Below are 20177 nucleotides of genomic sequence, written 5' to 3'. Positions count from 1 at the left end.
GGCCGCGGTCAGGAACTGCTCGACGTGTTCGGGGATCGGGCGCGGGCGGCTCACGGTCACGTCCTCAGCGTGGTCGGCGCGGACGCCGTGATGGTCCGGGGCGGCGCGTCGCATCGCTCCCAGGTGACCACTTCAGCGCGGCAGGAGACGCACCGGCGAACCCGCCTGGTGACACCGGGTTCCGGGTGCCGCACGAACGCGACCGGCAACCCGATCGGGCGGCCGTCAGCGTCGCGGCAGGTCGAGCAGGTGAACCCCATCGGCGCGCCCCCGTGCGTACACCGGTGTACGCACCACCAGACTACCCCGCGCCCCTCAGAGCGCAAGGACACGAGACGGGCGATTGATGAACAGGCGCGGACAGGAGCGCGGAGAACCCGCGCGCCGAGTGCATCGGGCAGGATCATTGCGCACGGACTGAACTGGCGGGGGTAGTGACAGTGGGTGTCACAGGCGGCCCGGGAGAGGTCGGGCCGGTGAGGGGTCAGGCCGAGGTGGTGGGCGGTGGTGTCCGTGCTGGCGCTCGGCGCGGGGCGACCTTCCGGAACCCGATGATCCGGGTGCTACCCGTGCGGTGTTCCGCCCACGTCCACCCCGCCTCGGCGATCGCACCCTCAGCCGCCGCGACGGCCCGCCCGATCCCCTTTTCCGTCGGGATGTACGCGAAGTTCCCGCCCGCTTCGTTCGCGTAGAACAACTCCACTGCGAGATCGCGCGGCGAGCCCGTCCAACCGCCCGGCGGCAACTTCGCAAGCCACGACTTGATAAAGACTTCGAACCGTTCTGCGATCCGCTGATTCGTGCTGGAAGACATCGGAAAATCTCCTGGCGTAGTGACGAAACTACATCTACTTGGGTGCCCAATGCGTTCGAGAGTGGTGCATAAGGGGTGTACCCCCTCCGAAGGACCCGCCGATTTGGGGCCGAACGTCTCAACGATCCTCGAGTTTCATATGCCGTTTGTTATTGTGACTCCTGCTCGTGTGTTCTGCGTGCTTGCGTCGTCGGCCGCATAACCCCACCATGCCCACAATCGATCCAGGGCCGCGTATACGGGCCGACCGGGTGCCGGGTGGGTCCTCGCCTTCCCCTCGTGCCGTTCACGGCTCTTGCCCCAGGGGGAGCGCGATCCAATGGCCGTTGTGTCGGCCGCCCGTGCCGATCTCGGCGACGCACTCGGTGTGTGTAGACGCGGTCGCGACCACTTCCCACGGGTTCCCGCGGCCGGGCCTGTACCACAACTGGAATCCGGTTGCGGGTTGGTTCGAGAACAGCACCTCGGCGGCGCTGCTGGTCAGGGTGTCGAGCATCTGGTGCGGCTCCTCTGGGCGGATTTGGTCGTTTTGGTCGTATGGTCGTAGGGGGTCCGTTCAGGGCTCCGGCGCGGGTCGTTCTGTAGGGGTTGTGAGGGAGATGGAATAGGGTAATAGTTGGCTGAGTGTCCCTATAGGGATTTGGTCGTTTATGTCGTAAACGGAGAAGCGTTGCGACCCTTCCAACCCAATCATTGCCAGTCCTTCACCCCGCCGTTTACGACCTACGACCGAACGACCGAAACGACCGAATCCCCTATTTGGTCGTATATGGTCGTAACCGCCTCACGCCTCCAACGAGAACCATCGTTCGCCCGGCCGTCCTGGCTTTCCCGGGGTCTTGACGGCGCGCGGCTCGGCCATGTTCCACCGCTGAAGCACCGTCAAGGCGTTGTCGATCTCGCCCGTCTTCTTGTTCCGGCCGAACAGGTCGCGTAGCTCGGTCCGGCTCAACCCGTTGGTGGCCTCGCGGAGTTGCGTGCGGATCTCGTCCGCGGTCGGGTCGCCCAGCGTGTCACCAAACACGAACCGCAATGAGGCTTCGCAGTAGTCCCAACACGCAATGCCGGCGCGGAGGTGCTGAACGCCGATGACGGGCTGACGGTCCAGAAGGGCGTACATCATCGACAGGCGGCAAACGTGGGCCAGGCAGCGGGCCGACATTGCGCCCACGAGGCCGGGCCGGTCTGCGGACAACCGCGGGTACTGCTCGTGCCACAGTTCCCGCGCGTCCTCGGAGCGGGTCATCACGAACCCGTTCTTCGCGAACGCGGCCGCGTAGCCGATCTCCTGCCCACAGGCTTCAACCAACTTCTCGTCTGGCGTGCCGCCGTCGGGTAGCATCTTTGACCGGCGGACGCACGCGAACAGGTGCCGGTTACCCAACCCGTTTGCGACCTCCGTAGCCGTCAGGCACCGGCGAAGCTCCTCGGACGTGATGTGTCCAATCATCGAGATGTGCGGCGCATCGCACTTGGCGGGCGACGTCTTCACCAGCGTCCTCAACTGCCCGCCCTCCCACGCCTGGCGCAGCACGGGTGAAAGGGTGTTGCCCTGCCGGTCGATCACCTTCAGCACCGACGCGAACTCCGACTCCTGAACCATCAGTCTCTTGTCACTCGCGCCGGCGTCGTCCTTCCCCGCGTCGCGCACCTCGTGGATCAGACCTTCACCCGACGACAGGCCCCGAACGATTCGCTCCGACGCCCATGAGGTGTCCGCGACTCCCAGCGCGCGCCGCGCCCAGCCCCACGACGTTCCCTTGCGCCCCGTTGCTGTGGGGCCGACGACGACGAGGAACTCGTTCCCGTAGTGGCGGTCGGCCTCGTGCGCGTAGTACACTTGCCGGCCGACGATGTTACCGAAGCCCACAAGCGTTTGAAGTAGGATCGCGACGGGGTCGGCCTCGGTGTGCGGTTCGATCGCACGAACCAGAGCGCCCATCGGCCCGTGCATCGCGGCCTTGTCGAGTACCGGCCACGGCTCGGAGCGCATCGGCGACGGCGCGAACAGAGCGGGGCCGGGCGGCTCCGCGTCCTCGCTCGGCCGCACTGCGGCGGCCTGCTCCTGGCGCTGCGCGATCTGGGCTTTCACCTCCGCTGGGTCGTTGAACGGGTCGGGGTCGCCCCCATCGTCGGCGGCGATCGGAACCGCCGGCTTCGCGGGGCGGTAGTGCCGCACCTTCGCGACCTCGAACAGCGAGTCAGATTCTGGGATGTAATCATCGCAATCGCTGTTCACGCGGCACCTCGCTCGGCCTGCTGCCGTTCGAGTTCGGCAATCCGTTCGAGCGCCACGGCAAGCGTCTGCCGGAGGGACTCGTCAAGGCGGTGCAGGTGTCGCAACTTCGCGGGTTGCTCGGCCTCGCGGGTGCGGATGAACGGCAACAGGTGCGAGCGCGGGGTGATGCCGATGTTCCACGGTTGGGGGCCGGGCAACCCCGTGAGGACTAACGGCTTCGTAAGGACTACGGGCTTCCAGTCACGCATCGGCAGATCGGTTGACCCGATGGGGTTCGTGTGCAACATTGGAACGTCCTCTTGTGGTGAGATGACGCGCGAGATCGCTTCCGCCTGGGGTTCACGGCCCCGGGCGGCGGTGTTTTGTAGGGGCGCGGTGTCAGGCTGAAACCAAGGCGTAAATCTGGTTGGCGGTGGGGATCAAGCACCCATGGCGGCGAGCGCCGCGCATGCCTTCTCGGCGGCCTTTTGACGTGTCGATGCGGAACGTGACTTCGGCGGGTCGTTGTTTGGTTCGTGGCTGTCAGAAGTGGTCGGCGTGAGACGAGACATGAAGCGAGCAAGAGCTTGGCGAGATGTGAGCCAACGGCCGCCCAGGCGACCGGCTTCGAGCTTCACCGTGTCGCCGTTCGGATCCCGCGCTCCGTCAACGATCCAACGCATCACACTTGTTGGGTTGGCCGTCCCGTTCCCGCGGTGAGCCGGGATTAGCGCGGCGGCCTGCGCGAGCGAGAGCCCGTCGCCGGCGCAGACTTCGCGCAGCACAACCTCGACTCCGAACTCTTCAACGGTCGCGGTGGTCATTGCCGTCCCTCGCAGGGTAAGTCGCAAGAACTATTGCACCCGCGCGACAGAACGCAAGTCCCCTGGTCACAGGTGGGGCGCCCAAGTTACCCACTTTCGTCAGGTGGTGCCGGCCACCGCCGGAGACCGCCGGGGGCCGCCGGAGGGCACCGGAGGGCAGAACGCGGAGCCCCGCGGCCCCATGCGGTTCTCCGCGGACTTGTGTGGGAATCGGCTATAAATCCAGGCTATAGCAAGAGATGATTCCGGAGCATGAACACTCCGGTTGTAGGGCCACCTTGGGAGGCACTTTCCGGATTAGTGGGCGCTACCCGAGTTTCTCGGCGATCGCCACCGCCAGGGCTTCGTTCTTCTCGGCGTAGACCTGCGTGACGTCGGCGCGGGCGTGGCCGAGCGTGACCTGAGCCGCTTCGAGTCCGTGGGCCTTACGTACCTTCGTCGCGAAGGCGTGGCGCAGCCGGTTAGGTGCCCACCGGTGCGCGTCCTGCCACTCCTTCAACGCGTCGCGCTGGTTGGGGGTCAGTCGCTCCCGCCACGCCTTCTGCGTCTCCCCCGCCCTTTGCCCGAGCGGAACCGGCGCGGGGAACGCCCGGTCGCACGCGCGGGCGATCGCGATCCCGTACCGTACCGTCGTGTAGTGGTCGTTGTACCGGTGCCCCTTCTTCTGCTTGGCGGCCTTCTTTACCTCGCTCGGGTACTTCTTGGTGCGGCGCTTCGCGGTCCGCTCGGCCTGCATCTCCTGCATCGCCCGGTGCGGGCTGAACAGGTAGTCGGCGTCGTCGGCCGTGCGGAACTGCGCGATCACCTCCTGAGCGCGCTTGCCGATCGCCACGGCCCGCGTGTGCCCCCGGTGCTCGTTCTTGTGCTTCTTGGGGCGGAACACCCACACGTCGCCGGTCGTGTCGATCTCGGACATGCGGAGCCGGGTCACCTCGCCCGGCCGCATCCCCGTGAGCCGCTGAACCTGAATGAGTCCCTGGACGTGTCGAACGAGGTGGGGCAGGGTCGCGTCTACCACGGCGTCATCGACCGGGCCGACGGGGTCGGGCTCGTGGGCCGGTGTGTGCCCTTTCTGCAACCCGCCGACCGTGGCAAGGGCCTGGAACACCGACGGCGGAACCAACTCCTCGGCCACCGCCCATTTGAACAACCGCTTCGCCACCCCCAGGCGCTTGTTGCACTCCGCGCGGGAGAGGCCGGACGACACCCATCCCTGCTGCACCGCGCGCAACTTGAGCGGGCCGAACTCGGTGACGGGCAGCGTGCCGTACAACGCGCGGATCGCTCGCACCACCAACTTCACCTCAACCAGCGCGGACGCCGGTTTCCCGTCGCGGGGCTTGTAGTACATGGTCGCGTGCGCGAGGTAGCGGACCAGCACCTCCGCGACGCTGAGCGCAGGCCGGCCGCCCGCAGCGGGAGCGGCACCGGAAGGCGACGCCTGCCACTCAAGCATCATCTTCGTGAATGCGGTCCGCGACTCCTGGCCGTTGAACTCGCCGGGCAACAGCTTGTCGTGGCGCGTCCCGGCCGGGTCGGTCCAGACGAACCGCCCCCGACCGCTCGCCGAATGTCGTATGTACTGTGGGGTTAGGCTCTTGGGGCGCGGCATGGGTAGCGTCCGGTGTTTTGTGGAACTTTCCACAAAACTAGCCCAGATTTAACCCTCAGTCAACCACCATGATCCGCTTTAAATCACTGGCGGTCGCTGCTTTCCGATGCTAGACAGGGAAGATCTCTTCAAAAGGGATTTCCCACTCACCGAGGCCGACGCTCACCTTGACGGTCTGCTTCTTGGCGTCGACGCGGACGACCTTGCCGGTCGAGTTGAACCGGGACACCCGCACCACCTCGCCGGTCCTCAGGGCGGAGCGCGTCTCGTTGAGCGCGGCCTTCTCGGCGGCCTCGCGCTCGAGTGCGCCGGCGCGGCGCTCGTAGTCCTCGCGCTGCTTGTCGGCCTCGTGCTGGGCCGCCATCGCCGAGACCTTCGCCTTCTCGGCCTCCTCGCGGAGCTGCTGCAAGCGGGCGAGCTCGCCCGTCTTCCCCTTGCGGCGCTTCAGGTACTTGTGCGCCCGCTTCAGCAGCTCCTTGGGGAGCTTCAGGCGGCGCGCGATCTTCAGCGCGTTGCTCATCCCGAACTGGCCGATGTGCAACCGGTAAGTCGGCCGCATCGTCTCGATGTCGAACTCGACCGCCCCGTTCTCGGCCCGCTCGTTGTTGAAGGCGTAGGTCTTCAGGTCGCCGAGGTGCGTCGTCACGATCGCCCGGCAGCCGACCGCGTCGAGCTGGTCGAGGATCGCCCGGCCGAGCGCCGCGCCCTCGGTCGGGTCGGTGCCGGCCCCGAGTTCGTCGAGGAGCACGAGGCTGTCGGACGTGGCGGTCCCGAAGATGCTGGCGATGCGCGAGATGTGCGAACTGAACGTGCTGAGCGACTGTTCGAGGCTCTGCTCGTCGCCGATGTCCGCGAGGATGTGCTTGAACACCGGCACCAGGCTCCCCTCCCCCGCCGGGAGGTGCATCCCGCACTGGGCCATCAGGCACAGGAGGCCGGTCGTCTTGAGCGTGACCGTCTTCCCGCCCGTGTTCGGCCCGGTGATGATGAGCATGTTGAAGCCGATGCCCAACCGCAGATCGATCGGAACGGTGGGAGTGCGGAGTGCGGAGTGCGGAGTGCGGAGTGAAGCAGCAGACTCCGGTGGCGCTTCTTCGGGTTTCGATTCCGCGTTCCGAGTTCCGAGTTCCGAGTTTCTGTACATCGCTTCGAGGAGCGGGTGGCGGGCGTTGCGGAGCCAGAGGCGGCCCTCGGTGTTCACGTCCGGCGGGTACATGTCGAAGTCGCGGCTAAACCGGGCCTTCGCGGTGACGAGGTCGAGCTTGGCGATCACGTCGAGCGCGTAGCACAGCGGCTTCGATACGCGGCCGACCTCGCCGCTGAGCCGCCGCAGCACCCGCTTCACCTCGCGGTCCTCGTCGGCCTTGAGCCCGACCCGCTCGATGCCGAGGTGCGCGATGCTGGCCGGTTCGATGAACACCGTCTCGCCGGTGCCGCTCATGCGGTGGACGACCCCCTGGACCTTCTGCCGGTGGTTGGCCGCGACGGGGAGGACGTAGTGGTCGCCGTGGACGGTCGCGTTGGGGTACGAGAGGATCCGGCGGAGTTCCGGGTCGCGGAGGAGCCGGCGGACCTCGGCCTTCACCTTCTCGTCGAGGTCGTACAGCTTCTGCCGCACCGCGGCGAGGTCGCGGCTGGCCATGTCGAGGACGTGCCCGCGGCCGTCGATGCACCCGCCGATGCTCTTGCCGACCGTGCCGAGGTCCTCGATCCCGGACAGCATCTCGATGACGCGCGTGAGGTGCTCGGAGAGCCGCATCCGGTACCGGTACATCGCCCCGGTGCAGTTCAGGCTCTCGGCGACCTCGATGAGTTGCTCGGCGGTGAGCATGGTGCCGATGGCGGCGCGGCGGGCGAGCAACCGGACGTCGTGCAGGCCGCTGAACGGCGGCGCCTGGCCGAGCCCGAGGGCGGTGACCATCTCGGTCGTGAGCGCCATCTCGTCGCGGATCGCCCTCGCGTCGAGGCCGGGCTCGATCTGGAGCGCGAGGTCGCGGCCGAGCGACGACGCGGCGTAGTTCGCGAGGAGGGCACGGACCTTGTCGAACCCGAGCAGGTCGAGGGTGTGAGCGTCCATTGTGGCGGGTTCAACAGCTTGTAGTTCGGCGACGGCGTTCATGCCCGCTCAGACACCCCAGCACGGTACGGGGTTCGCGGCACCGGAATTGTACGTCTGGCGACCTCCGATGAGTGCGCCTGAAGAAGCAATGGCACGCGGAACACGCGGATAAATGACAGGATGGAGAGGATCAGACGCGACCATCTTCACGGGAGCAGGTCTTTGTCTGATCGGTCTTCGATCCCGGGTCTCGTCCGCGTCGTCCGCGTGCCATCGCTTACTCTGCGTGCCACCGGCCGCTGCTGCGACGGGGTCTTTACTTCACCTGCCGCGCCCACGTTTCGAGGAAGAACCCGCTGTTGGCGGCGGCCTTGAACTCGGTCGGCTTGGGCTTCTCGACCGGCCCGTAGCACATCTTCAACTGGTTCCCGGCGATCTCGTAGATGCCGTGCCGCTTCTGGCCCTTGTACGGCCCCTCGGCGAACTCGAAGGTGATCGTGCGGGGGACCGTCGTCGCGTCGAGGCCGACGTTGGCCACCGCGAGCTTCAGCACCTTCGGCTGGCCCTTCTCCTTGTCGACGAAGTACAGGTGGTACTCGTTCTTGTCGAACACGCTGGTGACCTGCTTCATCACCTCGGCGGGCATCTGCGACTTGCCCTCGTACTCGCACTGGAGCGGCTTCCAGTTCCCCTGGAGCGCGGCGAGGTCGTCGCCGGGGCTCGGGTTCGCGGCGCGGCCCGTGAGCGCCAGCGTCCCGACCAAGGCGGCGGCCCACAGCAGCAGTGCGAACCGAGGCATCGCGTCCCTCCGAAACGTGTGCAGTGGCGGCGGCAACCTGGGGGACCTATGCCGCGGCGGGGCGGGGGCGTCAACGCCAACCCGCGGCCGGGAAAGACCGAGTCGGGCACGGGCTCGGGCACGGGCACGGATCAGAACGGGAGGCGGATGGCGCTCCCCGGCCCCCCGTCTTCTCCGTGCCCGTGCCCCAGCCCGTGTCCGTGCCCGAGTTCGGTGCCCCGCTCCACCGGAACGCGAGCCGCTACAATTCCCCGCATGGCGAAGCACCACGACGTGGCGGTCATCGGCGGCGGCATCATCGGGCTGACGTGCGCGTACTCGCTCACCGCGGCGGGGCTGTCGGTCGAGGTGTTCGACCAGGGCGACCTCGGCCGCGAGGCGTCGTGGGCCGGGGCCGGCATCCTCCCGCCCGGTAACCCCCAGCGCGCCGCCACGCCGATCGACAGACTGCGGGCCATCGGCTCGTCGCGGTTCCCCGACTTCTCGGTCGAACTCCACGACCTCACCGACATCGACAACGGGTACATCCGCTGCGGCGGCATCGAGTTCCTCGACCACGAAGAAGCGGCCGAGGTGCTGCCGCTGTGGGACGCGGAAGGCATCGCGTTCGAGAAGCTCACCCCCGCGGCGCTGCGGGCCATCGAACCGGGGCTCGTCGCGCCGCCGGGCGAACCGTACCTCCTCCCCGACTGCGCCCAGGTGCGGAACCCGCGGCACCTCGCGGCGCTGATCGCGGGGTGCGAGCGCGTCGGGGTGACGCTCCGGCCCAACGCTCGCGTCGATCGGATTGCCGCGGACCCGAAGCACCCGTCGGTCGCGGCCGGGGTGGTGGACGGCACCGAGACCCGATCGGCCAGTGCGGTGCTGATCGCGGCCGGCGCGTGGAGCGAAACCTTCTTGACGCAACGCAGCGAGCGAGCCCCCGGCGTTCACCCGGTCCGCGGGCAGATCGTGCTGCTCAAGACGCCCGAGCGGGTCGTCACCCGCGTGCTGATGATCGGCAAGCGCTACCTCGTGCCGCGGGCCGACGGCCACGTCCTCATCGGCTCGACCGAGGAACCCGAGGCGCGCTTCGAGAAGGCGAACACGGCCGCGGCGATCGCGGAGCTGGTCGCGCTGGCGACCCGCACCGTCCCGGCTCTGGCATCGGCAGAACAGGTGAAGTGCTGGAGCGGCCTGCGGCCCGGCTCGCCCGACGGGCTCCCGTTCATCGGCCCGGTGCCGGGGTGGGACAACGTCCACGTCGCGACGGGCCATTTCCGCGCCGGGGTGCAGCTCTCGCTCGGCACCGCCCGGTTGGTCACCGAGATGCTCACCGGCCGCCCGTCGTGCGTGCCCTCAACCGCGTTCGCCGTGGACCGCACGCCACACAGCGGCGGCAAGCCCGCGTTCCGGAGCTGATCCTTGCGATTGTGTCGATCAGCTTTGTAGCCGCGGATGCGGCGACCAATGGTAGCGAGGGGTGCGGCCCGCTGTGCGGGCAAACCCCTGGTCCGAGGCGTTCGCCCCCCGACCAGGGGTTCCGGCCGTCGTGCTCGCTCCACCAATGGCTACCATCGGCCGCCCCGCCGGGGCCGGAACTGACTCCCCGACCTTCAGGCCGAACTTGAAACATTGAACGAGAAACTCGAAACTAAGCGGATGGAACCCACCGAACACCGGTCCGCCGTCGGGCAGTTGGCCGACGACCTGCGCTGGCTCGAAGACCACTGCCGCCGGCAGCCGGACCTCGCGGCCCACGCCGGCACGCTCCGGCTCGCGTCCGCACTCACGCGGAACGTCATCGGGCCGTTCCTCGAGGGCCAGCCGGCGAAGCCGCTGCACGTCGCGGTCGTCGGCGGGGCCGGGGCCGGGAAGAGCACGGTCGTGAACTTCCTCGCCGGCAGCGTCGTCGCCGAGGCCAACCCGCAGGCCGGGTTCACCCGGCACCCCACCGCGTTCCTCCCCAACGGCCCCGCGTTCCAGTGGCCGACGTACATCGGCTTCATGGGGCCGCTCAACCGGCTCAGCGGCGACAAGCCCGCCAGCGCCGACGAGGACGTGTACCAGGTCAAGCGCGTCCCGCCCGCGAGGGACGGCGCGGCCGACCCGCTCTCCGATTTCGTCGTCTGGGACTGCCCGGACATGACGACCTGGGCGTCGCTCGTGTACGTCAACCGGCTCCTCGAGGTCGCCGCCCTTGCCGACGTGGTCGTCTACGTCGCGAGCGACGAGCGGTACAATGACGAGGTGCCGACGCAGTTCCTGCACATGCTCGTGCGGGCCGGCAAGGCCGTCGTCGTGGTGCTCACCAAGGTCCGCGAGTCGAACGCGCAGGCGCTCATCGAGCACTTCCGCCGCGAGATCCTCGGCCGGCTCCCGAAGCTCCCGGACGGCACCGCCCCCGCCGTGCCGGTGATCGCGTTCCCGCAGATGCCGCAGAGCGAGCGCACCGACCCATCAGGAGCCGGCGCGCGGCACCGCGTCAACCTGCTGAACCAGATCCTGATGCTGGTCGAGTCCGACACCGCGCTCCGCACCCGCACCGTGACGAACGCCGCGAAGTTCCTCAGCACCGCCGGTGACGGCCTGCTCGACGTGGCCCGCCGCGACCTCGCCGAGTTCGACGCCTGGAAGACGGCCGTGCTCGCGGGCAAGGCCGACTTCGAGGAGCGGTACCGCAAGGAGTTCCTCTCGGGCGAGCAGTTCCACCGGTTCGACCGGTACCGCGACGCCCTCATGGACCAGTTCGAACTGCCCGGCGCGGGCCGGGCGCTCGGGAACGTCATCTGGGTGCTGCGGTCGCCGTACCGGTGGACCCGGGACTACGTCGGCGGGCTGCTGGTGCGGCCCACGGTCGCGAACCAGCCGGAATCGCTCGTCCTGAGCGCGTCTCTCACCGGGTGGCTCGACCGGCTCCAGGCCGAGGCGCTGCGGCGGTCCGCGAACCACGCGGTCTGGAAGCAGATCGCGGTCCGGTTCGAGACCGAACTCGGCCCGCAGGCCCGCGAGCGGTTCGTGCAGGAGCTGCGCAACTTCGAGCTGAAGGAGACCGACGAACTGGACCAGGCCGGCAAGCGGCTCCTCGACAGTCTGGAGCAGCGGCCGGCACTGCTGTACACGCTCCGCGGCGGGAAGCTCGCGGTGGACCTCGCCGCCATCGGCACCGTCGTCGTCACGACGTGGCCGCCCGGGTGGATGCTGCTGCTCATCCCCGTTGCGGTGTCGGCGACCCACCAGGCGACCGAACTGGCCGTGCGGGCGACCGCCGAGACGGCCCGTGCGAAGGTCCGCAACCAGCGCGAGGACCTCGTCGCGACCGTGCTCACGGCCCCGCTCGCTGCGTGGCTCGCCGAGTGGCCGGCGACCGGCGGGTCGAGCATCGAGAAGCTGCAACAGGTGCTGCACCGCGTGCCCGAGATGATCCGCCAGATGGAGGCCCGCGTGCAGGCCAAGGCCGCCGAGTGGGCCGCGGCGAAACCGGCCGAACCAACGCTCCCGGGGGCGACCCAGGGTTGACACCCCGGGCCACGGACTGCCGCCCCCTTCGGGGGCTTCAATGGTTTGGAGTCCCGGAGGGACGACAGGCCGTAGCCCGGGGTGCGAGCCCCGGGTCTCACGAGGCGCGAAGGCCCGAGCATGACCCCGACCGACCCCGCCGCCGAGCCGCAGCCGCTGCTCCGCACCCTGGCCCCCCTGCTCCGCGGGCTGGAGCGGCAGGTCCGCGCGTGGCTCGACGCGCGCCGCCGGTTCCCGCTCACCATGCTCCAGCGGGCCGAACTCGAGGGGCTCGCCGACGACCTGCGCCGCCAGGCCGAGGCGCTCGACGTCGACAAGCCGCTGCTCACCATCATGCTCATGGGCGGCACCGGGGTCGGCAAGTCGACGCTGCTCAACGCGCTCGCCGGCGCGCCGATCGCCCAGGCCGCGTTCACCCGCCCGACCACCCGCGACCCGGTCGTGTACTTCCACCACTCGGTGCGGTCCGACCGGCTCGACCCGGCGCTGCGGGTGTGCCGGCTCGCCCAGCACGACCGGCCCGGCCTCGAACAGAAGGTGATCGTCGACACGCCGGACCTCGACTCGAACGACCTCGCCAACCGGGACAAGCTCACGGCGCTGCTCCCGATGGCCGACATCGTCCTCTACGTCGGGTCGCAGGAGAAGTACCACGACAAGCTCGGCTGGGACCTGTTCAAGGAGCAGCGGCAGCGCCGGGCGTTCGCGTTCGTGCTCAACAAGTGGGACCGGTGCGTGACCGGCGAGAGCGGCCTGCGGCCGGACGAAGACCTGCTCCGCGACTTGAAGGACGAGGGGTTCAGTGCCCCACTCCTGTTCCGCACGACGGCACAACTGTGGGTCGATTCCGCGGCGCAGTCCGGCACCTGGCCCCCGCCCACGCCGCCCGACCTCCCGGACGGCGAGCAGTTCACGCTGCTGCGGAACTGGCTCGAACTCGGCCTCACGCGGCTGGAGATCGAGGCGGTGAAGGCCCGCGGGGTCGGGCAGCTGCTCGCGTCGGTCGCCCGCGTCGTGGACGGCCTGCGGCCCCCGGACCTCACCGCCGAAGCCGAGAAGGTGAAGGACGCCTGGCGGCAGACGCTCGCTGCCGAGGCCGACGTGCAAGGTGAAGTGCTGGTCGGCACCCTGGAGCCATACCAGACGGAGGTCGAGCACCACTTCAGCGTTGAGGACCAGCAGCGGTACCGCGGGCTGATGTCGGCGTACCTGCGGTTCACGACGAAGATGCGGTACTCGCGGAGCGGCCTGCGGGACCGCATCCCGTTCGCCGGGCGACTGCTCCCCGGCGCGAAGGTCGAAACGCCCGTCGAGTGGAACCTCGGCGAGTTCGTCCAGCAGTGCGCGAGAACCGCCGGCGAGCGCGTCCTCGACCAGCGGACCACGGCGCTCGTGAACCGCCTGCTCGTGGAGGCCGACCAGCGCGGCTTCCCCCTGTCGCTGCTGAGCGAGCCGACCGGGGCCGTGGGCCGCATGGACTGGCGCGACCGGGTGACGCGGGCGGTGATCGACGCGCTCTCGGAAGTGGAGCGCGAGGCGACCAACCCGACCGGGGTGCGGCGGGCGGTCCGCGGCACGCTCACGGCGCTGGCCAACACCCTCCCCGAGCTGGCGCTGGTGGCGACCGCGGGCACGCTGCTGTTCAACTTCATGGTGCAGCAGATCACGCCGGGGGCGTTCGAGATGTCGCTGGTCGGGCTGGTCCCGCTGGTCGTCATCATCTCGCTGCACCTGCTGATCCTGATGCTGCTGCCGATCCGGTGGCCGGCGATCCGCGAGCGGTTCCGCAGCAAGCTCGCGGACCGCGTGGGCGAGGAGCTGGACCGGGCGTACCTCGCGGTGCCGACCGACATCGCGGCGGCGATCCGCGAGGAGCGGAAGCAGGTGGACACGCTGCTGGCCGAGACGAAGGTGGTCAGCGACTTCCTCGCCGAGCGGCAGCAGGCCGCCCAGGTGGGCGAACTCTACGGGACGTGACACACGCGGCGAGCGGGGGGCGTGAGCCCCCAGAGGTGGGTCTTCACAGCTCGCCGGGAACAACCGAGACAGGGTAGCGATCATGGCCGACGGCAAGTGGATCACCGGGCTGGTGCCCGAGACGGCGGTGGCGGACGCGGCGCGGGCGGTGCTCGACGCCCGGTTCGAGGTCGTGCGGGCCGAGCTGCCACGGGTCGTCGAGCGGCCGTACCACGACCCCGAGCACGTCCACCAACTTCGGGTCGGGACGCGCCGCGCCGCGGCCGCCCTGCGCGTGTTCAAGGACTACCTCCCCCGCAAGCAGCACCGCGCGGTGAAGAACCACCTACGGGCCATCCGCCAGGCGGCCGGCGACGCCCGCGACTGGGACGTGTTCCGCCTCGGGCTGCCGCAGGCGAAGGCGCTGGCCGCCGCAACCGGTAAGCCCGCCCTCGACTTCCTCACCGGGTACGCGCTCGGCGAGCGGACCGCCGCTCAGGTCCGCCTGGCGAGCGCGGTCGCCGCGCACGGGCTGCGGTTCATTGAGGCGAGCCGCGAGTTACCCGGCCTCGCGCGGACCCCCGAGGGGGAGGGGGACGACGCGCCGGTGACCTTCGGCACCCTGGCCGCGACGCAGTTCGGCGAGCTGCTCGGCGCGTTCGACGAGGCCGTGCGGGCGAACCCGACCGACCCGCACGACCTGCACCAGCTCCGCATCCTCGGCAAGCGGGCGCGGTACGCCCTGGAGATGTTCGTCGGGTGCTTCCCGCCGGCGTTCCGCGACACCGTGTACCCTGCAATTGAAAAGGCGCAGGAGGTGCTCGGCGAGGTGCAGGACGCGGCCGTGGGCCGGGACCGGCTGACGGCGCTCCGCGACAAGGTGAAGGCGGCGGTGCCCGGCGAGTGGCCGCGGTTCCAGAAGGGGTTCGAGGGGCTCATCGCGTCCACGCGGGCGAAGCTCCCCGCGGGCCGGAAGGCGTTCACGGCGTGGCAGAAGGACTGGGCGAAGCTGATCGCCGGCGTGCGCCTGGAGATCGTCGCCGCAGTGGTGAACGCCTGACGTCAGTTCCGCGGCGGTGGGCCGACGGGCGCGCCGAGGTCCGGCGGCGGGATGCGGTCGTTGGGGCCGGGGACCGGGCCGGGGTCGCGGAACCGGTCCGGCTGCCGCGGTGGCGGCTTGCTCGGGCACACGGCGTCCATAAATCCGGCGATCGGGGCGTTGCTGCACCCGGCGACGAAGCACACGACGGCGATTGCGGCGACCCGTTTCATGGCGGGGGAATAGGCACCATGGCCCGGCAACGCAAGGCCAACCCGGACGCGCCGCTCACAGAGGCCGACTGGGTCGCGGCCGACAACCCGCACACCCTGCTCCACCACATCCGTGCCAGCGCCAGCCACCGCAAGCTCCGCCTGTTCGCGTGCGCGTGCTGCCAGCCGCTCGTTGACCTCATCAATCGCTCGGGCGGGAAAACGAAGCTAGCCGCGACCGAACAGTACGCCGACGGGCTCATCACTGAAAAGAAGTACCTGGCCGCTTTCAACAGAATCCGACCACCGGGCCGCGGCCGCCTTCAAGGAGTGATCTGGTTCGCCTTCGCTGCGCTTGGATGGCCTGATGCCGAAGGCGTGAATTGGGGCTTCGACCAAGCGACAGAGGACCTCGTCCGCGGCACCTGGGCCGCCGGCGAGCACGCGGAGCACCACACGAACCGCGCGTGCCTGCATGCGATCAACGCCCGCACCCTGCTCGCCCTCGGCGACGTAAACGACGACCGCCCGAGCAACGCTTTTCGCATCCAGATGGACGCGGAGAAAGCCGAGTGCGCCGACCTGTTCCGCGAGGTGTTCGGGAACCCGTTCCGGCCGATCGCGTTCAACGCCGACTGGCGAACTGACACCGTGGTGTCACTCGCTACCGCCGCTTACGAGTCCCGCGACTTCTCGACGCTGCCGATCCTCGCCGACGCGCTGCAAGACGCCGGCTGCGACGCCGACGACCTACTCGCGCACTGCCGCGACCCGAAGCAGGCGCACGTCCGCGGGTGCTGGGCGCTCGACCTCGTCTTGGGCAAGGCGTAGGTGCGTCGAGGCCGGCTCGGCCGCAGAGCCGCACCATGAGGCACGTGCGGGGTGTGGTGCGCTATTGCTTTCGAGCCACGGGGCTTGCCCCCGTGGTGCTTGGAAGTGAGGAGGTCCACGGGGGCAAGCCCCGTGGCTCGAAAGATCAGAGACTGTTTTTTGCGGGACGCCCGCGGTCCCAGGAAAGACCGCGCGGCCGGCCCACGGTCACCCCGCCTCCGCGGCCAGCACCGCAACCGCGTAGGCCGGGGCGCACACCGAGACCGCGGGGCCGAGTTCGTCGTTGAGTGAGACGGTCGCCCTCGGCGGCCGGTCCGGGAAGGCTCCGTCGGCGACGCGGCGGGCCAGGAACTCCCCCGCACCCGACACGATCACGGTCGCGAGTTCCGGCGGCGACGACGTGTCGTAGTACACGCTCCGGGCGGCGGACGTGAGCGTCTCCACGATCCGCGTGTGAACGCACGTCGCGAAGTGGATCAGCCGGTCGTCGCTCACGGTCTCGCGGTCCCCGCCGAGCATCCGGGCGAGGCGGGCGAGCGCGTGGTCGAACGTGGCCGGGCGACCGTCGGCCGTGTCGCACGATTCGGGATGTTCCGCGACTCGCCCGAGAACCGTGTACACGTCCCGCGTGGTCGCGAACAACTCGGCGCACACGCGGTCCGGGTACGCGGCGCAGACCGGCGTGCGGAGCACCCCGAGGTACACCAGTTCTCCCGATTCCAGCCGGGCCGGGTCGGTCGTCCCGTAGGTCGAGGGGACGCCGTGATTGAGCGGGATGAGGTCCGTTGTGGTCGAGCCGATGTCGATGAGCAAGCTGCCGTGGTGCGGGGCGTAGCGGCCGGCGTAGGTCGCCAGCGCGTGCCAGTTCGCCGCGGCGACCTTTAGGTAATTTTGCTCCGCCGCCTCGGGGTCCAGGAACGCGCCGTCGGTGCTCCAGATGCGGACGCGGCGGCCGGCGCCCGCGACCCGCACGGCCGCGAGGATCGCCGCAACGCCCGCCCGCTTCGTCTCGAAGCAGTCGCACAACTCGCCGGTCATGGTAACCGCCAGTTCGTCGGCGTCCGGAAACCGCGCGACCAGTTCGGCGAGAGCGGCCGGGAGTTTGTCCGGTTGCTTCCAGAGGGCGAACGGCACGGTCGCGGCCCGCTTGTCCGGCGTCGCCGCCTTCAGGTTCGCCCCGCCGATGTCCAGCCCTAAAATTGACGCTGTTGCCATGCGGCCAGAATAGTCTTCAAGTCGCCGAGCCCCAATGCCGAAGGCTGACGGGCCGGTCGATTCCGACTTGAGACGCGACGCCATGAGGACGTGACGACATGCCCCGCTACCTCGTCGGGATCGACCTCGGCACCACGAACACCGCCGTCGCCTACGTCGACACGGCCGCAAAGGCCGCGGGCGGGCCGCAGTTGCACACGTTCAACGTGCCGCAGGTCGTCGCCGCCGCGCAGGTGCAGAACCTGCCGCTGCTGCCGTCGTTCCTCTACCTCCCCGGGGCGCACGACCTCGCGCCGGGGGCCATCGATCTCCCCTGGAAGAAGAACCCGAACGACACGGTCGGCGCGTTCGCCCGCAACCACGGCGCGAAGATGCCGGGCCGACAGGTCACCAGCGCGAAGTCGTGGCTCAGTCACCCCGGCGTCGATCGCACCGCCCCGCTGCTGCCGTGGGCCGCGCCGCCGGACGTTCCGCGGCTCTCGCCCCTGGAAGTGAGTGCGAAGTACCTGCGGCACCTCGTGGAAGCGTGGAACGCCGCCCCGGGCCGCAAGCCCGACGAGTTCCTTGAAGAGCAGACGGTGGTGGTCACGGTGCCGGCGTCTTTCGACGACGTGGCCCGCAACCTCACCGCCGACGCCGCGAAGCAGGCCGGGCTGAAGCACGTCACGCTCCTCGAAGAGCCGCAGGCCGCATTCTACGCCTGGCTCGGCACGCACTCGCCGGCCGAGGCCGGGATGCTCAAGCCGGGGATGCGGTGCCTCGTGGTCGACGTCGGCGGCGGCACGTCCGACTTCAGCCTGATCCGGGCCGGGGAGGAGAAGGGGGAACTCACGTTCGCCCGGGATGCAGTTGGCGACCACCTGCTGCTCGGCGGCGACAACATGGACCTCGCGCTGGCGAAGGCGGTCGAGGCGAAGCTCCCCGGCGGCCGGCTCGAAGCGGCGCAGTTCGGGTCGCTCGTCCAGGCGTGCCGAGCCGCAAAGGAAGCGCTCCTCGCGAGCCCGCCGCCGCCGAGCTTCCCGGTCACCGTGATGGGCAAGGGCAGGTCGGTCGTCGGCGGCTCGGTGTCGGTGAACATCACGCCGGAGGACGTGAAGGCGGCGATCTTCGACGGGTTCTTCCCGCACGCGGCGTTCGACTCGGAGCCGACCCGCGGCGCACGCGCCGGCCTTCAGGAGATGGGCCTGCCCTACGTCTCCGACCCGGCCGTCAGCAAGCACCTCGCGGCGTTCCTTCGCGACCACCTCCACAGCCCGGCCGCCGCGACAGCGGAAGGTGATGCGCCGGGTTCAGTGGACGCGATCCTGTTCAACGGCGGCGTGTTCCAGCCCGAGGTGCTGCGCGAGCGCGTCGTGGACGTGATGCGGCCGTGGTTCGACCGGCCCGGCGCGAAGTGGGACCCGCTCTCGCTCACGAGCCCGTCGCTCGACCTCGCGGTCGCGTGGGGGGCGGCGTACTTCGCGTGGCTCAAGCACTCGGGCGGCCGGCGCATCGGTGGCGGCATCCCGCGGTCGTACTACGTCGCCATCGAGACCTCAGTGAATGCGGAACGCGGAACGCGGAACGCGGAATCTCAGACCGAGGATCGGCCCGAGTCTGGGTCTTCTGATTCCGCACTCCGCACTCCGCACTCCGCAATTCCCGTTGTGTGCGTCGTCCCAAGGCGGATGCAGGAAGGGGACGAGGTGAAGATGGCCGCGCCGGTGCTCGACCTCGCGCTCGGCCAGCCGGTCCTGTTCCCGCTGTACACCTCCACCGTCCGCGGCGACGACAAGGCCGGGCAGGTGCTGCGGCTCCCGCCCGTGTCGCTGATGACGCTGCCCCCGCTGCACACGGTCTTGCGCGGCGGCAAGCGGACCGGGGTGAAGCAGGTGCCCGTCACGCTCGCGGCGAAGTGTACCGAGATCGGCACGCTCGAACTGTACTGCGAGACGAAGGAAGGGAACCGCTGGCGGCTGGAGTTCAACGTCCGCGACGTGCTCCGCGAGCCGACCAAGGAGGAGGCCGAGGACGACGCCAAGGGCACGCTCGTCGACGTCTTCCCCGAGGACCGCGTGCAGATCGCCGCGGCGCTGGTCGGCACGGTCTTTGGCGAGCCGGGAGCGTCAGCGACCGGAGTTGACACGGACGCCCCCGGCTCGCCTGCTCCGACTCCCGCCGAGCTTCCGAAGCTCCTCGAAGCGGCGCTGGAGTCGTCGCGGGGCGACTGGCCCACGGGGCTGTGCCGCCGGGTGTTCGAGTACCTGGAAGCCAACGCCGCGGGCCGCGGGAAGTCGCCGGCGCACCTGGCGCGGTGGTACAACCTGACCGGGTTCACGCTGCGGCCCGGGTTCGGCGACCCGGTAGACCGCTACCGCGTCGAGGCGCTGTGGAAGCTCATCACCGCCGCCGCGAGCGCCCCGGCGACCGGCAACCTGAGCGGCGGGAAGAAGGCACCTGTCGTGCCCGAGGGCGGAGCGGATTACTGGATCATGTGGCGGCGGGTGAGCGGCGGCCTGAACGCGGCGCTGCAACAGGCGCTGTACGCCCGGCTCAAGCCCGCGCTGCTCCCCGTGAAGGGCAAGGCGTTCTCGCGGCCGCCGGCGAACGAGTTGGCCGAGATGTGGCGCGCCGCCGCGACCCTGGAGCGGCTCGACGCGAAGACCAAGGAGACGCTCGGCGGGGCGATGCTCCGCGAGTGCAAGAAGTCGCCGGTGCCGGTCTACGCCTTCTGGTCGCTGACGCGGCTCGGTGCCCGCGTGCAGCTCTACGGCCCGCTCAACTCGGTCGTCCACCCGGTCATCGTCGAGCAGTGGATCGACGAACTTCTCCCGTTCACCCCGAGCAACGAGAGCGAAAAGAACGGCTGGTTGTTCTGCCTGTCGCAGCTCGCCCGGCAGAGCGGCCTGCGGGCCGTGGACGTGAGCGACCACGCCCGCGACCGCGTTCTGAGTGTGCTCCGCTCGCACCCGTGCCCCGCGGCGTGGAAGCGGATGGTCGAGGAGGTCGTCGCGTCCGAGGGCGAGGAGGCGTCGCGGCTGTTCGGCGAGAGCCTCCCGATTGGGTTGAAGCTCCGCAGTGCGAACTGATGCGGGAATATGGGTGGCTGGGCGAACCCTGA

16 protein-coding genes are annotated in these 20177 nt (G+C 69.5%); 6 read left to right on the top strand and 10 right to left on the bottom strand.

The genetic code is table 11. From position 1 onward, the window contains the following. Positions 1-484: 484 nt before the first annotated feature. The 8 genes from ACTIGN_RS05660 to ACTIGN_RS05625 all read right to left on the bottom strand — a co-directional run bounded on the left by ACTIGN_RS05660 (position 485) and on the right by ACTIGN_RS05625 (position 8326). The gene (locus tag ACTIGN_RS05660) at positions 485-814 is read right to left on the bottom strand and encodes a hypothetical protein (protein WP_439621834.1); all 330 of its coding nucleotides are present in this window, start codon (positions 812-814) and stop codon (positions 485-487) included. A gap of 286 nt (positions 815-1100) precedes the next feature. After that, complete coding sequence (locus ACTIGN_RS05655; protein ID WP_439621833.1) at positions 1101-1310, bottom strand: hypothetical protein; 210 nt, start codon at positions 1308-1310, stop codon at positions 1101-1103. A gap of 288 nt (positions 1311-1598) precedes the next feature. After that, complete coding sequence (locus ACTIGN_RS05650) at positions 1599-3053, bottom strand: DUF3987 domain-containing protein (protein WP_439621832.1); 1455 nt, start codon at positions 3051-3053, stop codon at positions 1599-1601. Then, positions 3050-3340, bottom strand: a complete 291-nt coding sequence (locus ACTIGN_RS05645) for a hypothetical protein (protein WP_439621831.1) — start codon at positions 3338-3340, stop codon at positions 3050-3052. The genes ACTIGN_RS05650 and ACTIGN_RS05645 overlap by 4 nt, the downstream gene beginning before the upstream one ends. A gap of 132 nt (positions 3341-3472) precedes the next feature. After that, positions 3473-3856, bottom strand: coding sequence for a DUF1580 domain-containing protein (locus ACTIGN_RS05640; protein WP_439621830.1), 384 nt, complete (start codon positions 3854-3856; stop codon positions 3473-3475). Between the two features lie 307 nt (positions 3857-4163). Then, positions 4164-5468: a tyrosine-type recombinase/integrase gene (locus ACTIGN_RS05635; protein WP_439621829.1), complete on the bottom strand. Its 1305-nt coding sequence runs from the start codon at positions 5466-5468 to the stop codon at positions 4164-4166. Positions 5469-5577: 109 nt separating this feature from the next. Then, entirely contained in the window at positions 5578-7545 is a 1968-nt protein-coding gene (locus tag ACTIGN_RS05630) for an endonuclease MutS2 (RefSeq protein ID WP_439621828.1), read from the bottom strand. Between the two features lie 298 nt (positions 7546-7843). After that, positions 7844-8326 carry a TIGR03067 domain-containing protein gene (locus ACTIGN_RS05625; protein WP_439621827.1) on the bottom strand — a complete coding sequence of 161 codons (483 nt, stop codon included), beginning with the start codon at positions 8324-8326 and terminating at the stop codon, positions 7844-7846. Between the two features lie 255 nt (positions 8327-8581). Between ACTIGN_RS05625 and ACTIGN_RS05620 the strand changes: the two genes are divergently transcribed. From ACTIGN_RS05620 to ACTIGN_RS05605, 4 genes are all read left to right on the top strand, one after another. Beyond that, entirely contained in the window at positions 8582-9727 is a 1146-nt protein-coding gene (locus ACTIGN_RS05620) for an NAD(P)/FAD-dependent oxidoreductase (RefSeq protein ID WP_439621826.1), read from the top strand. Between the two features lie 240 nt (positions 9728-9967). Beyond that, entirely contained in the window at positions 9968-11824 is a 1857-nt protein-coding gene (locus ACTIGN_RS05615; RefSeq protein WP_439621825.1) for a GTPase domain-containing protein, read from the top strand. A 120-nt stretch (positions 11825-11944) separates the two neighbouring features. Beyond that, positions 11945-13801, top strand: coding sequence for a GTPase (locus tag ACTIGN_RS05610; RefSeq protein ID WP_439621824.1), 1857 nt, complete (start codon positions 11945-11947; stop codon positions 13799-13801). An 82-nt stretch (positions 13802-13883) separates the two neighbouring features. Then, positions 13884-14840, top strand: coding sequence for a CHAD domain-containing protein (locus ACTIGN_RS05605; RefSeq protein WP_439621823.1), 957 nt, complete (start codon positions 13884-13886; stop codon positions 14838-14840). A 2-nt stretch (positions 14841-14842) separates the two neighbouring features. On the opposite strand, the gene ACTIGN_RS05600 is transcribed toward ACTIGN_RS05605, so the two are convergent. Then, on the bottom strand, positions 14843-15052 hold the full coding sequence (locus ACTIGN_RS05600) for a hypothetical protein (RefSeq protein WP_439621822.1): 210 nt from the start codon (positions 15050-15052) through the stop codon (positions 14843-14845). An 18-nt stretch (positions 15053-15070) separates the two neighbouring features. Between ACTIGN_RS05600 and ACTIGN_RS05595 the strand changes: the two genes are divergently transcribed. Beyond that, a complete protein-coding gene (locus ACTIGN_RS05595) occupies positions 15071-15862 on the top strand; it encodes a hypothetical protein (RefSeq protein WP_439621821.1) in 792 nt (263 codons plus the stop codon). A gap of 207 nt (positions 15863-16069) precedes the next feature. On the opposite strand, the gene ACTIGN_RS05590 is transcribed toward ACTIGN_RS05595, so the two are convergent. Further along, a complete protein-coding gene (locus tag ACTIGN_RS05590) occupies positions 16070-17077 on the bottom strand; it encodes a hydantoinase/oxoprolinase family protein (protein ID WP_439621820.1) in 1008 nt (335 codons plus the stop codon). A 98-nt stretch (positions 17078-17175) separates the two neighbouring features. Here ACTIGN_RS05590 and ACTIGN_RS05585 point away from each other — a divergent pair, with 98 nt between their 5' ends. Continuing rightward, positions 17176-20145 (top strand): Hsp70 family protein, encoded by a 2970-nt coding sequence (locus ACTIGN_RS05585; RefSeq protein ID WP_439621819.1) that lies wholly within the window; start codon positions 17176-17178, stop codon positions 20143-20145. Positions 20146-20177 lie beyond the last annotated feature (32 nt).

It is taken from the genome of Gemmata sp., from assembly GCF_051859125.1.
Lineage (GTDB): Bacteria > Planctomycetota > Planctomycetia > Gemmatales > Gemmataceae > Gemmata.
This window is presented reverse-complemented; position numbering and strand designations above follow the sequence as displayed.